Genomic DNA, 13,995 nt, shown 5'->3' on the forward strand with positions numbered 1-13,995 from the left:
CAGGGGGCAAGCACCAGGCGCCGTACTGTGATGCGCAGGGCAGATTGCCATTGCCGCATTACGAACGCGCTTGCAGGGTTACGGCACCCTGCCTAGCTTGACCTGCAATGGCCGCATTCGAAGAGGTACGTGAATGACGATTCGAGTCTACCTGGTGGATGACCACGCACTGGTCCGCACCGGGATGAAGATGATTCTGTCGGGGGAAACCGACATCGAGGTGGTGGGCGAAGCCGAGACCGGCGAAGACGCGCTGCGTGAAGTGCGCCAGCTGCTGCCGGACGTGGTGCTGTGCGATCTGCACCTGCCGGGTGTCAGTGGCATGGAAGTGACCGAGCGCATCGTCCGCAGCCATCGCAATACCCGCGTGGTGATCGTGTCGGTGCTGGAGGACGGCCCGCTGCCGAAGCGCCTGCTTGAGGCGGGTGCCGCCGGCTACATCGGCAAGGGCTGCGACGCGCAGGAACTGTTGCGTGCGGTGCGCGACGTGGCGGCCGGTCGTCGCTACCTGGGCACCAGCATCGCGCAGAACCTGGCGTTGTCGACGGTGGAGGGCAACGGTTCGCCGTTCGACAGCCTGTCGCCGCGTGAACTGGAAGTGGCGCTGTTGCTGACCCAGGGCCTGCGCCAGGAGGACATCGCGCGGCGCCTGAGCCTGAGCGCGAAGACGGTGAACACGCACAAGGCGCGCTTGTTCGAGAAGATGGGAATCCACGACAACATCGCGCTGGCGCGCATGGCGAGCCAGTACGGGCTGGTGGATCCGGCACGGCCGTTGTGAGGGTTTCGGCCCACGGCTGAGCCCCTCGCGGCGTGCGGCAGGATTCGTGGGGTTGGCCCTGCGGAGGGATTGCGCAGGGGCGCCGTGAATCCATCCCTGGAGGCTCGGGCGCGCCATCCATGGCGCTTACGCCCCTGCGCAATCCCTCCGCAGGGCCACGGACAGGTTCCGTGCGCGTCCACCGCGGAATGAAGAAGGAAGAGCAGGAGCGGGTCGCGCGCTTTGCGCGCTCGTCGCCCGGGGTCGGATCCCTTTCCCGGTGGGAAAGGGCTCTGTCCGCGTGGTGCGTCAGTGACCGCGCACGCGCTTGATGATCTTCGCCGCGACGGCGGCGCTGGCGCGGACCTTGTCCCATTCGCCGTCGGCGATCCAGTTGCCCGGTACCATCCACGAACCACCGATGCAGACCACGTTCTTCTGCTCGAGGTATTCGGCGGCGGTGTTTTCGGTGATGCCGCCGGTCGGGCACAGCTTGAGATCGGCGACCGGGCCGGCCAGGCCCTTGATCATCGCCAGCCCGCCCACGGCGGTGGCCGGGAACAGCTTGCACACGCGGAAGCCGCGCGCATACAGCGACAGCAGCTCGGTCGGCGTCGCCGCACCCGGTACCACCGGCAGCGGCGCGGCGGCCAGCGCATCGGCCAGTGCCGGCGGCGTTCCCGGGGTCACCAGGAAATCCGCACCCGCATCAATGGACTGCTGCATCTGCTGCACGGTCAGCACTGTACCCGCGCCCACCACCACATCGGGCAGCTCGCGCTTGAGCATCGCCAGCGCTTCCATCGCCACCGGCGTACGCAGGGTCAGCTCGATCGCCGGCAAGCCCCCTTCCAGCAGCGCCGCACTCACCGCACGCGCCTGGTCCAGCGTATGAATCGTCACCACCGGCAGGATGCCCGCCGCATGCAACAGCTCCGCCGCCTTCACCTGATGTTGTTCGATACCCATAGCTCTGCTTCTGCCTTTGCTTCTGCTTTTGAATTTGATTTTCAGTGATCACTTCGCGGCGTCGATGTGCCGGAGAGAGTGATGCGGCGGAGGGCAGGCCGTCGCCAGGACCGTTCGCGCCATGGATGGCGCGAACGAGCCTACAGGGACGTATTCACGGCGTGTCCTGGCGACGGCCTGCCCTCCGCCGCTACCAGCAAACTCACCGCCAACGCACACCCGCAACGCTCTTCAACCCTCAGGCGTCCTTCGCCTCATGCGGCGCCGCCGCCGCCGCCGCATCGTGCCCCAGCTCATACTCCGCGTCGTAATCCCACGGCCCACCATCAGCCGCTGCCGGCCCGCACGAAATCGAAATCGCGCCCTGGTCGGCCGGGCCCACCACACGACGGTTGATCGCGAACAGATTCCGGCCCAGGTCATGCGCCGCCGGAGCCGTGTTCGGCGCCAACGACCGCGCCGCCCATTCGGCGGCATCCACCAGCACTTCCAGCGTGCCGGCTTCACCATCCAGGCGGATCATGTCGCCCTCGCGGACCTTCGCCAGCGGGCCACCGCGCGCCGCTTCCGGCGTCACGTGGATGGCCGCCGGAATCTTGCCCGAGGCGCCGGACAGGCGGCCGTCGGTGACCAGCGCCACGCGCCGGCCCTGGTTCTGCAGCAGGCCCAGCAGCGGCGCCAGCGAATGCAGTTCCGGCATGCCGTTCGCACGCGGGCCCTGGTAACGCACCACCGCCACGAAATGCTCGGGCAGCAAACCGCCGGCGTGCAGCTTGTTCAGCACCTGCGGCGCATCGACCACCACCGCCGGTGCCTCGATGCTGCGGTACTGCGGCTTCACCGCCGACAGCTTGATCAGTGACTTGCCGAGGTTGCCGCGCAGCAGGCGCAGGCCACCCTGGCGTTCGAACGGGTTGTCGACGCCGCGCACCACTTCTTCATCGGCGCTGCGCTCCAGGCCCGGCAGGTAGACCAGCTTGCCCTCGCGCAGCTGCGGCTCGCGGGCGTAGTCGGCCATGCCGCCACGCGCCACGCTGACCAGATCGCCGTGCATCAGGCCGGCCTTGATCAGTTCGCCGAACACGAATGCCGGGCCACCGGCGGCGGCGAAGCGGTTCACGTCGGCTTCGCCGTTCGGATACACGCGGGCCAGCAGCGGAATCAGCTGCGACAGTTCGTCGAAATCGTCCCAGGTCAGCACGATGCCGGCGGCACGCGCCACCGCGATCCAGTGAATGGTGTGGTTGGTCGAGCCGCCCGTGGCCATCAGCGCGATGACCGCGTTGATGATCGCGCGCTCGTCGATGATCCGGCCCAGCGGACGGAAATCGTCGCCCAGCGCGGTGATGTCCAGTGCGCGCTCGGTGGCTTCGCGGGTCAGTGCATCGCGCAGGGCGGTATCCGGGTTGACGAACGACGCACCCGGCAGCTGCACGCCCATGGCTTCCAGCAACACCTGGTTGGAATTGGCGGTGCCATAGAAGGTGCAGGTGCCGGCGCCATGGTACGAGGCGGACTCGGCCTCCAGCAGCTCTTCGCGGGTGGCTTCACCGGCGGCGTAGCGCTCGCGCACTTCGGCCTTCTGCTTGTTCGGAATGCCCGGGGTCATCGGGCCTGCCGGCACGAACACGGCCGGCAGGTGACCGAAGGCCAGCGCACCGATCAGCAGGCCCGGCACGATCTTGTCGCACACACCAAGGTGGATCGTGGTGTCGAACATGTCATGGCTGAGGCCGATGGCCGTCGCCTGGGCGATCACATCGCGCGAGAACAGCGACAGTTCCATGCCGCCACGGCCCTGGGTCACGCCGTCACACATCGCCGGCACCGCGCCGGCCACCTGTGCGGTGGCGCCCAGCTCGCGGGCGATCTGCCGGATCTGCTCCGGATAGGTCTCGAACGGCTGGTGCGCCGACAGCATGTCGTTGTAGGCGGTGATGATGCCGAGGTTCGGCGTTACGCCGCCGCGCAGTCGGCTCTTGTCGGTACCGCCACAGGCGGCGAAGCCATGGGCGAGGTTGCCGCAGCTCAGGCGGCTGCGGAACGGGCCATCGCGCAGGGCGGCGTCGATCGCGGCCAGGTAGGCGGCGCGCGAGGCGGCGCTGCGGCGGATGACGCGCTCAGTGATGGCGTGCAGTTGCGGATGGAGGCTCATTGGCTACCGGCGTTCGTGGTGGCGAGAGGCAAGCGGCGGCAGCGCGCCGCCGCCGACTTCAATCAGCCCAGTGGACGCGCAGGCGCGCGCCGTCCAGGTTGATCGCATTGAGGATCGGATACTGCTGGGCGTTGTTGCTGTCCAGCGCCTGGCGCAGCACCTGCAGTTTCTGCTTGCCACGCAGCAGCAGCAGGCGCTGGCGGCACTGGCGCAGGCCGTGCGGGGTGAGCGTGATGCGCAGCGGCCACTGGTTCGCACCGGGGCATCCGGTGGCATCAAGCGCGGCGTAGGGCAGGGTGCTTTCCAGCGCGCGGGCCAGGTCCTTCGAACCCGGGAACAGCGAGGCGGTGTGGCCGTCATTGCCCATGCCCAGCGCCACCAGGCTCGGCGGCTGGCTGTGCTGGGCCTGCAGGTTGGCGGTGTAGACGCATTCCGGCAGCGGCTTGCCCACGCGCACCAGCGGGTCGAAATGCGCACCTTCGGCACGCTTGAGCAGGTGTTCGCGCACCAGCCAGGCGTTGCTGTCGCGATCCTGCGGCGACAGCCAGCGTTCGTCGGCCAGGCTGACTTCAACCCGGTCCCAGTGCACGTCAAGCTCGGCCAGTGCCTGGTAGACCGGCGCCGGCGTGGTGCCGCCAGAGAGCAGGATGCGGGCACGGCCCACTTCGTGGATGTCGTGGTTGAGGGTCTGTGCCATCTCGGCAGCGACCGCCTCGATCCAGCCATCGGCGTCGCCGTGCTGGATGAACTCGATGCGGTCGTCGTGGAAGGTGGTGGGACTCATGCGGCAACTCCAGGTGCGTCACGTTCGGCGTCGGCGGCATAGGCGGCGGCGCCCAGCAGCCCGGCGTGGGGATGCATCACCGCCAGCGACGGCACCCGCGCCATGATCGAAGAGAAGCGGCCCTTGTGCTCGAATCGCTGGCGGAACCCGGAGTGCTGCAGCGAATCGAGCATCTTCGGGGTCAGGCCGCCGGTCAGGAACACGCCGTCCCAGGCGCCCTGGGTCAGCACCAGGTCACCGGCGATGGCGCCGAACACGGCGCAGAACACGTCCACGGTGCGCATCGCCTGCGGGTCGCCATGCAGCGCACGGGCAGTCACGTCCACCGGCTGCAGCTGTCCCGGATCGATGCCGGCCATCTCGCACACGGCGCGATGGATGTTGACCAGGCCGGGGCCGCAGATCAGCCGTTCGTTGGAGACGCGCCCGAACTGCTCGGACAGGATCTCCAGGATGCGGATCTCCTCCGGCGTTCCCGGCGGGAAACTGACATGGCCGCCTTCGGTTTCCAGCGGATAGCAGCGGCCGTGACGCAGGATCAGGCCGCCGACGCCGAGTCCGGTGCCGGGTCCGATCACCGCGTAGTTGCGCGGCTGTCCGGGTTTGCCCGGTACCCATGCCGCGCCACCGACCTGGATCACGTCTTCCGGCTGCAGCAGCGAGATCGCCATCGCCTGTGCGGCAAAGTCGTTGATCAGGTGCAGTTCGTCGAAGCCGAGCATCGCCGCGGTGCGGCTGCGCGAGATCACCCATGGGTGGTTGGTGATGCGCGCCTCGTCACCGTCGACGCGGCCCGCCACCGCGAACACGCCACGGCCCGCGCTGGCACCGATCTGTTCGAGGTGATGACGTGCGGCGTCGCCCAGCGACGGGAACTCCGCCACCGCGTACTCGCGGATGCTGTCCTTCAGCAGCGGCGCGTCCAGCGAGGTATCGGCCAGTGCGAAACGGGCGTTGGTGCCCCCGATGTCGGCGACCAGCACCGGCTGCGAGCCGACACTCATGCCGAGGCTCCGCTGTCCGGCGCATCCACGCCCTGCGGCAGGAACTCCGTTGCGTTGCCCGGGCCCCACTGGCCGGCGGGGTAGGGTTCCAGCGGCAGCCTGGCTTCCTTCCAGGCATCGGCGACGCTGTCGATCCAGGCCCAGGCCGCGCGGACTTCGTCGTCGCGCACGAACAGCGTGTGGTTGCCGTTGAAGGCATCCAGGAACAGGCGCTCGTAGGCGATGCGGCGGTGCAGGCCGGTCGGCACCGACAGTTCCAGTTCCAGCGGGTGCAGTTCCAGCGCGCCCCATTCCGGGCCGGCCAGGCTGCTCATCAGGCCCAGCTCGATGTTCTCCTGCGGCTGCAGCTGGAACACCAGGCGGTTCGGTGCGGCCTGCGCACGCTGCGGGCGCTCGAACAGCCAGTGGGTGACCGGCTTCAGCGTGACCACCACGCGGGTGGTGCGCTCGGGCAGGCGCTTGCCGGTGACCAGGTGGAACGGCACGCCGCTCCAGCGCCAGTTGTCGATATGCGCGGTGACGCCGGCGAAGGTTTCCACGTCGCTGCCTTCCGGCGGCTGGTAGGCCTGGGCCGGCTGGCCGTTGATGGTGCCGGCGGTGTAGCGGCCACGGATGCTGTCACGCGCGGCGTGCTTGGCATCGAGCGGGCGCAGGGCGCGCAGCACCTTGACCTTCTCGTCGCGGATGCGGTCGGCTTCCAGCGAGGCCGGCGGCTCCATCGCCACCATGCACAGCAGCTGCAGGATGTGGCTCTGGACCATGTCACGCAGCGCACCGGAACGGGCGTAGTAGGCGTCGCGGCCATCCACGCCTTCGCTTTCGGCGACCAGGATGTGCACCGATTCGATGTAATTGCGGTTCCACACCGCTTCCAGCAGCGTGTTGCCGAAGCGCAGCGCGATCAGGTTCTGCACCGCGGCCTTGCCCAGGTAGTGGTCGAGGCGGAACACGCGGTCCTCGTCGATCCACTGGCCGATGGTGGAGATGATCTCTTCAGCGCTTTCGCTGTCGCTGCCGATCGGCTTCTCCAGCATCAGCCGTGCCGGCGCGGCGAGGGCGCCGCCCTTGGCCAGGCCTTCGCAGGTGGAGATGTACAGGCCCGGCGGGATGGCCAGGTAGCTGACGCACTTGCGGTGCACCAGGTCGGAGACCGCGGCGGCGACCGAGTCGACGTCGCGCAGGTCCACCGAGCGGTAGTCGATGCGGCGCAGCAGCCCGGCGATGTCGTCCTGCGTAGCCATCGGCATGGCCTGCTGCAGGCGCGGCCGCAGGATGTCATGGAAGGCTTCGGTGTCATGCCCGGACAGGGCCAGTGCGCGGATGCGGAAGTCCTCCGGCAGCAGGCCGTCGCCGAGCAGGCGAAGCAGCGAAGGGAACAGGTAGCGCTGGGCCAGATCACCTGTGGCACCGAACAGGAAGAGGGTGTCGTGCATCGCTCGAGTTTCAGATCCGGGTGACATCGTTGTCAATCGCTTCATGGCTGGGTTCGGGGGACATCCGCGCAACTGCCTGTCCGAGGTTCGTCGGGCGGGTTTCCCGGGGCTCCGGAAGACCGTTCCAATCGAAACCACTACCTCGGCGGAACCTTCGTTCAATCGCCGACGCAGATCGGTGCGCACCGATCATCGGATAGTGCCACGTGAAAACGTTTACATGGCAGAATGGGCAACTGTATTCGATTGCAGTGCTCGCCGCCATGCGGTGGGCGCGCAATCATCACTGCCATCGGGAGGGCCGAGGCAGTCCCAAAAGACAGCCCGGCTTCGGGCGGACCGGATTAGGTGATATGGCAAAAGTGCAGTTGCAGGGTGTGCGCAAGGTCTATGACAACGGCCAGGTCGCGGTGAAGGACGCCAGCTTCGAGGTCGCCGATGGCGAGCTGATGGTGCTGGTCGGCCCGTCCGGCTGTGGCAAGTCGACCCTGCTGCGGATGGTGGCTGGGCTGGAAGAGATCAGCGGCGGCACGCTGACCATCGGCGATCGCGTGGTCAACGACGTGGCGCCGAAGGATCGCGACATCGCGATGGTGTTCCAGAGCTATGCGCTGTACCCGCACATGACCGTGGCCGAGAACCTGGCCTTCGGCCTGAAGCTGCGCGGCCATGACAAGGCGACGATCGACAGGCGCATCGCCGAGGCGGCGCAGACGCTGGGCCTGACCGAGATGATGGACAAGCTGCCCAAGGCGATGTCCGGCGGCCAGCGCCAGCGTGTTGCGCTGGGCCGCGCGCTGGTGCGTGAGCCGGCGGTGTTCCTGCTCGACGAGCCGCTGTCCAACCTGGATGCCAAGCTGCGCCACAGCGTGCGCACCGAGATCGCGCAGCTGCACCGCAAGCTGGGCACCACCATGATCTACGTGACGCACGACCAGGTCGAAGCGATGACCCTGGGCCAGCGCATCGTGGTGCTGAAGGACGGCGTCATCCAGCAGATCGACACGCCGATGGCGCTGTACGACCGCCCGGCCAATCTGTTCGTGGCCGGCTTCCTCGGCAGCCCGGCGATGAACGTGCTGCGTGGCACGCTGCAGGGTGATGCCGGTGGCGTGACCGTGGTTGATGGCGAATGGCGCGCGCCGCTGGGCCAGGCCACGATCGATCCGGCGTGGCTGCAGAAGCCGATCGCGGTGGGCGTGCGCCCGGAGCACCTGCAGCCGGCGACCGCCGACGATGCACATGCGTTCAACGCCCGCATCGAAGGCATCGAACCGGTCGGCAACGAGATCTTCGTCAACCTGAGCAGTGGCCAGCATGCGCTGACCATGCGCGTGGCGCCGCAGGCGCTGCCGGCGGTGGGTGAGCAGATCCGCGTGGCGATCCACCCGCAGGGGCTGCATTTCTTCAACCCGGAAACCGGCGAGCGCCTGTAATCGGTAGTGCCGGCTGCTGGCCGGCAACTTCAACCATGCGTGGTTGCCGGCCAGCGGCCGGCACTACCATTCATTCGCTGAAGGCGTGCGGCCCAATGGTCCGCACCCACCAAAGCGGCGGGTGGATTCAGCGCGCCAATCCGTCCAGCAATGGCATGCGCTGCGCGATGGCATCGCCGACCTGCAGATCGGCCTCACTGGCCTCCAACGGCAACACCGCCAGCGCCAGGTCACCGGCTACGCTGGCGATCGTGCCCAGCGCCGCGCCGTCCTGCTGCACGCCATCACCGGCCTGCGCCGGCTGCGCGGTATGCAGCAGCTGCACCGCGCGCTTGGCTTTGCCGAGGAAGTGGGTGCGGGCGACGATTTCCTGGCCCGGGTAGCAGCCCTTCTTCACGCTGTAGCCGTTCAGGCGATCCAGCCCCAGTTGCTGCGGAGTCCACACCTCGCGCTGGCTTTCCTCAAGCCGGGGCAGGCCGTAGCGCAGATCGGCCTGGCGCCAGGCCAGGGCGAAGGCCGCCTCATCGGCCTCGCTGCCGGCGGCGAAGGCGTCGGTAGCGGCGATGCGCAGGGTGCGCGGGAGGGCATCGCTGCCCAGGTCCAGCTCCCAGCCATCACCTGCGGCGTGCGCAATGGCGGCGCCACTGGCGGCCTCAGGCGCGGTGAAGGCGCCGGCCACCGCCAGGTCGCTGCGCACCAGCACCCTCACCTTGCGGCGGAACACGAAGCGCTGCAGTTGCGACGCAATCGCATCGGCATCGCCGTCGGCCAGCACCAGCATCACATGGTCTTCGGCCAGCCGAAGCAGCTGGAACACCGCCAGGGTGCGGCCCTTGGCACTCAGCCAGGCACTCCACTGCCAGTGCAGCAGGGGCAGGGCGGTGACATCGCTGCTGAACTGGGCGTGGGCGAAAACGGCCGCATCGACACCCTGCAGGCTCAGCAGCTGGTGGCCGGGAAGGCGCGGATATCCGACGAAAGCAGGGGGCAGGTTGTCAGGCACGTGAACGAGGTCTAAAATTTGTGCGTTGCGAGACCGAACATGATAGGCCAAACAACCCCCACTCCCGACGACGAATCTGAAGCCCCGCTGGTCCCTGCGGCACCCGTGCCCGTGGAACAGGAAAAAGCAGAAGAATTCGGCGGCCGCGGCGGACTTGATCCGGTGCGGTACGGCGATTGGGAGAAAAACGGACGCTGCATCGATTTCTGATCAGCATTGAGCCAACGCGGCCGTGTGCCGCCCAGCCGAGACAACGAGCCCAGCGAATGGCGACCAGACAACGCCCACTTTCCCCGCACCTTCAGGTGTATCGCTGGCAGATTCAGATGGCCACCTCGATCCTGCATCGAGCCACTGGCGTCTTTCTGTCTGTTGGTGCCCTCATCATCGCCGCCGGCCTGCTGGCCCTGATGATGGGGCCCGAGTCCTGGAACTGCTTCACCGGCCATGCCGGGGCCTGGTATGGCCGCGTGTTCCTGTTCGCGTGGACATGGTCGTTCGCCTATCACCTGTGCAATGGCATCCGCCATGTGGTGCAGGACTTCGCCATCGGCTTCAGCATTCCCGCCTTCATCCGCAGCAGCTGGCTGTCGGTCACCGGCAGCCTGGTGATCACCCTGCTGGTGTGGGCCTATGTGATGTTCGGAGGTGCCGCGTGAGCAGGTTCCGTACCCCGTTGAAGAGCGTGCGCGGCCTTGGTTCGGCCAAGACCGGCACCGAACACTTCGTGCACCAGCGCCTGACTGCCGCCGCCCTGGTGGTGCTCGGCATCTGGTTCCTGGTCTTCGTGCTGAGCCTGCTCGGTTCGGACTACGCGACCGCCGCCGCCGCCGTGGCCAAGCCGTGGAATGCCGTGCCGCTGATCGGCCTGCTGATCGCCATGTTCTGGCACGCGCAGCTCGGCATGCAGGTCGTGCTGGAAGACTACATCCACGAATCGCTGCTGGCCCTGGTGCTGCAGACCGCGGTGAAGTTCGTCGCCGTGCTCGGCATGATCGTCAGTGTGTTTGCGGTGGGCCGCATCGCCCTCGGCGTTGCCTGAGCCCAGGCACCAACACAGGAATCCAGATTAGATGTCCGCTTACAAGATCACCGAACACAAGTACGACATGGTCGTGGTCGGCGCCGGCGGCGCCGGCCTGCGCGCCACGTTCGGCCTGGCCGCCAAGGGCCTGCAGACCGTGTGCCTGACCAAGGTCTTCCCGACCCGTTCGCACACCGTTGCCGCCCAGGGCGGTATCTCGGCCGCACTCGCCAACATGGGCGAGGACGACTGGCGCTACCACTTCTTCGACACCATCAAGGGTTCGGACTGGCTGGGCGACCAGGACGCCATCGAATACATGTGCCGTGAGGCCATCCCGGCCATCATCGAGCTCGAGCACTACGGCGTGCCGTTCTCGCGCACCGCCGAAGGCAAGATCTACCAGCGTCCGTTCGGTGGCATGACCACCAAGTACGGCGAAGGCCCGGCGGCGCAGCGTACCTGCGCGGCGGCCGACCGTACCGGCCACGCGATGCTGCACACGCTGTACCAGCAGTCGCTGAAGCACGACGCACGCTTCATGATCGAGTACTTCGCGCTCGACCTGATCTTCGATGAAGACGGCGCCTGCCGCGGTGTGCTGGCCCTGGACATGTCCGATGGCACCCTGCACCTGTTCCGCGCCCAGGGCGTGGTGCTGGCCACCGGCGGTTACGGCCGTGCCTACTTCAGCGCCACCTCGGCGCACACCTGCACCGGCGACGGTGGCGGCCTGGCCATGCGTGCCGGCATCGCCATGCAGGACATGGAGTTCGTGCAGTTCCACCCGACCGGCATCTACGGCGCCGGCTGCCTGATCACCGAGGGTGTCCGCGGTGAAGGCGGCATCCTGCGCAACAGCAGCGGCGAGCGCTTCATGGAGCGCTATGCACCGCACTACAAGGACCTGGCCTCGCGCGACGTGGTCAGCCGTTCGATGACCATCGAGATCCGCGAAGGCCGCGGCGTCGGTGAGCACAAGGACCACATCCTGCTCGACCTGACCCACCTCGGCCCGGGCGTGATCGACGACAAGCTGCCGGGCATCGCCGAAAGCGCCCGCATCTTCGCCGGCGTCGACGTGCACAAGCAGCCGATCCCGGTGATCCCGACCGTGCACTACAACATGGGTGGCATCCCGACCAACTACCACGGCGAAGTCGTGCGCAAGGTCGGCGACAACCCCGATGCGGTGGTGCCGGGCCTGTACGCCATCGGCGAAGCGGCCTGCGTATCCGTGCACGGCGCCAACCGCCTGGGCTCGAACTCGCTGCTGGACCTGGTGGTGTTCGGTCGTGCGGTGGCCAACCGCTGCGCCGAGACCATCAAGCCGGGCGCATCGCACAAGCCGCTGCCGGCCGATGCCTGCGACAAGGCGCTGGGCCTGCTGGACAAGCTGCGCCACGCCAACGGCGATACCCCGACCTCGGTCATCCGCGATCGCATGCAGCGCACCATGCAGGCCGACGCGGCGGTCTTCCGCACCAGCCAGACGCTGAAGGAAGGCTGCGAGAAGATGGACAAGATCTTCGACTCGTTCCAGGACGTGAAGGTCTCCGACCGTTCGCTGGTGTGGAACTCGGACCTGATCGAGACCTACGAGCTGAACAACCTGCTGCTCAACGCGGTGGCGACGATCAACTCGGCCGAACAGCGCAAGGAAAGCCGCGGCGCGCATGCGCACGAGGACTTCCCGGACCGCGACGACGTCAACTGGCAGAAGCACACCCTGGTCAGCGTCGACGAGAAGGGCAAGTGCAGCTTCGACTACCGTCCGGTGCACATGTACACGTTGACCGACGACGTGTCCGTAGTGCCGCCGAAGCCGCGCGTGTACTGATCCGACCCCGCCTACCATGCAATCCGCGCCCACGGGCGCGGGCCGCCTGAGCCAACGAGAGCAGCCATGGCCGAGTTTTCACTCCCCAAGAATTCCAAGATCACGAAGGGCAAGCACTTCCCCGTCAAGAACGGCGGCAAGAACGTGCGCACCTTCAAGATCTACCGCTGGAGTCCGGACGACGACAGCAACCCGCGCACCGATACCTATGAAGTCGATCTGGACGCCTGTGGCCCGATGGTCCTGGACGCCCTGATCAAGATCAAGAATGAGATCGACCCGACCCTGACCTTCCGCCGCTCCTGCCGCGAAGGTATCTGTGGCTCGTGCGCGATGAACATCGACGGCACCAACACCCTGGCCTGCACCCGAGCCATCTCGGACTGCGGCAAGAAGGAAGTGCCGATCTATCCGCTGCCGCACATGAACGTGGTCAAGGACCTGGTTCCTGACCTGACCCACTTCTACGCGCAGTACGCGTCGATCAAGCCGTGGATCCGCACCCAGACCCCGGCACCGCCGGACCGTGAGCGCCTGCAGTCGCCGGAAGACCGCAAGAAGCTGGACGGCCTCTACGAGTGCATCCTGTGCGCCTGCTGCTCGACCAGCTGCCCGAGCTACTGGTGGAACGGCGAGCGTTACCTGGGCCCGGCGATCCTGCTGCAGGCCTACCGCTGGATCATCGACTCGCGCGATGAGGACACCGGTGCGCGCCTGGACGATCTGGAAGATCCGTTCAAGCTGTACCGCTGCCACACCATCATGAACTGCGCCCGGACCTGTCCGAAGGGCCTGAACCCGGCGCTGGCGATCGCCGAGATCAAGAAGCTGATGATGGAACGCCGCGCCTGATACGGCGCCGGGTAGTTGCATGACCCCAGCAGAGCCACGCCATGCGTGGCTTTGCTGTATCTGGAGAAGCACGATGGAAGAAGATGTTCTGCTGAAGAAGCTGCGCTGGCGTTGCCGCCGCGGCATGCGCGAACTGGACCAGTTGTTCGGCCGTTACCTGGACCACGAATGGAGCACTGCGCCGACCGAAGAGCGCGAGGTTTTCCTGTTCCTGCTCGATTGCGAGGACGATAAGTTGTGGCGCTGGTTCATGGGCTATGAGGCCTGCCCGCATGCGCACGCGATCCCTCTCATGCAGAAGATCCTCGCCCTCAAGCCTTGAGTGGCGTCCCTCGCGGCTGCAGGCCGCCGCCCAGCTGGCGGTGCTGCTGGCCGCGCCCTGGCTGCTGCGCGCCTCGGAGCTGCCGCCACGCCTGCTGATGCCCGCCGTGCTGCTGGCCTGGGGCCTTGGCCTGGCCGAGCTGGCCTGGCGGCTGCGCAGGCCGCGCCTGCAGGTGCGGCTGCCGCCGCTTCCAGAGCCGCTGCAGGTGGCCGGGCAGGACATCGAGGTGCCACGGCTGGTGGTGCGTGGTGCCTGGCTGTTGTTGTCCTGGCGTGAGGGCCGACGCCGTCGGCGCCTGTTGTTCTGGCCGGATGTGCTCGATTCCGGGCAGCGACGTGAACTGCGACTGGCCGTGGCCGCACGTGCCGTTTCCCGTCGGCCGCGTACGATGGCACCATAAGCTGAATTGACTG

Annotated in this window: 15 protein-coding genes; 9 read left to right on the top strand and 6 right to left on the bottom strand. The window is 67.3% G+C overall.

The features are described from left to right. Window positions 1-133 precede the first annotated feature (133 nt). Window positions 134-781: a response regulator gene (locus tag AC5P7U_RS15430; RefSeq protein ID WP_006432784.1), complete on the top strand. Its 648-nt coding sequence runs from the start codon at window positions 134-136 to the stop codon at window positions 779-781. Between the two features lie 288 nt (window positions 782-1,069). Here the strand turns inward: AC5P7U_RS15430 and eda are convergent, their stop codons facing one another. From eda to zwf, 5 genes are all read right to left on the bottom strand, one after another. Continuing rightward, a complete protein-coding gene (eda, locus tag AC5P7U_RS15435) occupies window positions 1,070-1,729 on the bottom strand; it encodes a bifunctional 4-hydroxy-2-oxoglutarate aldolase/2-dehydro-3-deoxy-phosphogluconate aldolase (protein WP_495221237.1) in 660 nt (219 codons plus the stop codon). A 238-nt stretch (window positions 1,730-1,967) separates the two neighbouring features. Beyond that, window positions 1,968-3,884, bottom strand: a complete 1,917-nt coding sequence (gene edd, locus AC5P7U_RS15440) for a phosphogluconate dehydratase (protein ID WP_006432893.1) — start codon at window positions 3,882-3,884, stop codon at window positions 1,968-1,970. 58 nt (window positions 3,885-3,942) lie between these two features. After that, window positions 3,943-4,668 (bottom strand): 6-phosphogluconolactonase, encoded by a 726-nt coding sequence (gene pgl / locus AC5P7U_RS15445; protein WP_197565060.1) that lies wholly within the window; start codon window positions 4,666-4,668, stop codon window positions 3,943-3,945. After that, the gene (gene glk, locus AC5P7U_RS15450; RefSeq protein ID WP_006432897.1) at window positions 4,665-5,672 is read right to left on the bottom strand and encodes a glucokinase; all 1,008 of its coding nucleotides are present in this window, start codon (window positions 5,670-5,672) and stop codon (window positions 4,665-4,667) included. The genes pgl and glk overlap by 4 nt, the downstream gene beginning before the upstream one ends. After that, the gene (gene zwf, locus AC5P7U_RS15455; protein WP_053511423.1) at window positions 5,669-7,105 is read right to left on the bottom strand and encodes a glucose-6-phosphate dehydrogenase; all 1,437 of its coding nucleotides are present in this window, start codon (window positions 7,103-7,105) and stop codon (window positions 5,669-5,671) included. The genes glk and zwf overlap by 4 nt, the downstream gene beginning before the upstream one ends. A 353-nt stretch (window positions 7,106-7,458) precedes the next feature. Between zwf and AC5P7U_RS15460 the strand changes: the two genes are divergently transcribed. Then, window positions 7,459-8,541, top strand: a complete 1,083-nt coding sequence (locus AC5P7U_RS15460; protein WP_308308270.1) for an ABC transporter ATP-binding protein — start codon at window positions 7,459-7,461, stop codon at window positions 8,539-8,541. Between the two features lie 127 nt (window positions 8,542-8,668). Here the strand turns inward: AC5P7U_RS15460 and ygfZ are convergent, their stop codons facing one another. After that, entirely contained in the window at window positions 8,669-9,544 is an 876-nt protein-coding gene (gene ygfZ, locus AC5P7U_RS15465; protein WP_197565011.1) for a CAF17-like 4Fe-4S cluster assembly/insertion protein YgfZ, read from the bottom strand. A 39-nt stretch (window positions 9,545-9,583) separates the two neighbouring features. Here ygfZ and AC5P7U_RS15470 point away from each other — a divergent pair, with 39 nt between their 5' ends. The 7 genes from AC5P7U_RS15470 (at window position 9,584) to AC5P7U_RS15500 (ending at window position 13,982) form a co-directional block, all read left to right on the top strand. Next, on the top strand, window positions 9,584-9,754 hold the full coding sequence (locus tag AC5P7U_RS15470) for a DUF1674 domain-containing protein (protein ID WP_005409075.1): 171 nt from the start codon (window positions 9,584-9,586) through the stop codon (window positions 9,752-9,754). Window positions 9,755-9,810: 56 nt separating this feature from the next. Continuing rightward, a complete protein-coding gene (gene sdhC, locus AC5P7U_RS15475; RefSeq protein ID WP_005409076.1) occupies window positions 9,811-10,203 on the top strand; it encodes a succinate dehydrogenase, cytochrome b556 subunit in 393 nt (130 codons plus the stop codon). Then, on the top strand, window positions 10,200-10,586 hold the full coding sequence (sdhD, locus tag AC5P7U_RS15480) for a succinate dehydrogenase, hydrophobic membrane anchor protein (RefSeq protein ID WP_006432981.1): 387 nt from the start codon (window positions 10,200-10,202) through the stop codon (window positions 10,584-10,586). The genes sdhC and sdhD overlap by 4 nt, the downstream gene beginning before the upstream one ends. A gap of 31 nt (window positions 10,587-10,617) precedes the next feature. After that, the gene (sdhA, locus tag AC5P7U_RS15485; RefSeq protein WP_197565010.1) at window positions 10,618-12,408 is read left to right on the top strand and encodes a succinate dehydrogenase flavoprotein subunit; all 1,791 of its coding nucleotides are present in this window, start codon (window positions 10,618-10,620) and stop codon (window positions 12,406-12,408) included. Window positions 12,409-12,474: 66 nt separating this feature from the next. Next, window positions 12,475-13,260 (top strand): succinate dehydrogenase iron-sulfur subunit, encoded by a 786-nt coding sequence (locus AC5P7U_RS15490; RefSeq protein ID WP_005409079.1) that lies wholly within the window; start codon window positions 12,475-12,477, stop codon window positions 13,258-13,260. A 73-nt stretch (window positions 13,261-13,333) separates the two neighbouring features. Continuing rightward, window positions 13,334-13,582, top strand: a complete 249-nt coding sequence (locus AC5P7U_RS15495) for an FAD assembly factor SdhE (RefSeq protein ID WP_005409080.1) — start codon at window positions 13,334-13,336, stop codon at window positions 13,580-13,582. Then, window positions 13,533-13,982 (top strand): hypothetical protein, encoded by a 450-nt coding sequence (locus AC5P7U_RS15500; RefSeq protein ID WP_049457520.1) that lies wholly within the window; start codon window positions 13,533-13,535, stop codon window positions 13,980-13,982. The genes AC5P7U_RS15495 and AC5P7U_RS15500 overlap by 50 nt, the downstream gene beginning before the upstream one ends. The last annotated feature ends 13 nt before the right edge of the window (window positions 13,983-13,995 follow it).

The sequence above is a fragment of the Stenotrophomonas sp. YJH_SMC_57 genome (assembly GCF_059369755.1).

Coding starts and splice junctions, on each gene's coding strand:
- AC5P7U_RS15430 (WP_006432784.1), top strand. CDS start 134: ATGACGATTCGAGTCTACCTGGTGGATGACCACGCACTGGTCCGCACC.
- AC5P7U_RS15500 (WP_049457520.1), top strand. CDS start 13,533: ATGCGCACGCGATCCCTCTCATGCAGAAGATCCTCGCCCTCAAGCCTT.
- sdhA (WP_197565010.1), top strand. CDS start 10,618: ATGTCCGCTTACAAGATCACCGAACACAAGTACGACATGGTCGTGGTC.
- pgl (WP_197565060.1), bottom strand. CDS start 4,668: ATGAGTCCCACCACCTTCCACGACGACCGCATCGAGTTCATCCAGCAC.
- edd (WP_006432893.1), bottom strand. CDS start 3,884: ATGAGCCTCCATCCGCAACTGCACGCCATCACTGAGCGCGTCATCCGC.
- AC5P7U_RS15460 (WP_308308270.1), top strand. CDS start 7,459: ATGGCAAAAGTGCAGTTGCAGGGTGTGCGCAAGGTCTATGACAACGGC.
- glk (WP_006432897.1), bottom strand. CDS start 5,672: ATGAGTGTCGGCTCGCAGCCGGTGCTGGTCGCCGACATCGGGGGCACC.
- AC5P7U_RS15490 (WP_005409079.1), top strand. CDS start 12,475: ATGGCCGAGTTTTCACTCCCCAAGAATTCCAAGATCACGAAGGGCAAG.
- eda (WP_495221237.1), bottom strand. CDS start 1,729: ATGGGTATCGAACAACATCAGGTGAAGGCGGCGGAGCTGTTGCATGCG.
- AC5P7U_RS15495 (WP_005409080.1), top strand. CDS start 13,334: ATGGAAGAAGATGTTCTGCTGAAGAAGCTGCGCTGGCGTTGCCGCCGC.
- AC5P7U_RS15470 (WP_005409075.1), top strand. CDS start 9,584: ATGATAGGCCAAACAACCCCCACTCCCGACGACGAATCTGAAGCCCCG.
- zwf (WP_053511423.1), bottom strand. CDS start 7,105: ATGCACGACACCCTCTTCCTGTTCGGTGCCACAGGTGATCTGGCCCAG.
- sdhC (WP_005409076.1), top strand. CDS start 9,811: ATGGCGACCAGACAACGCCCACTTTCCCCGCACCTTCAGGTGTATCGC.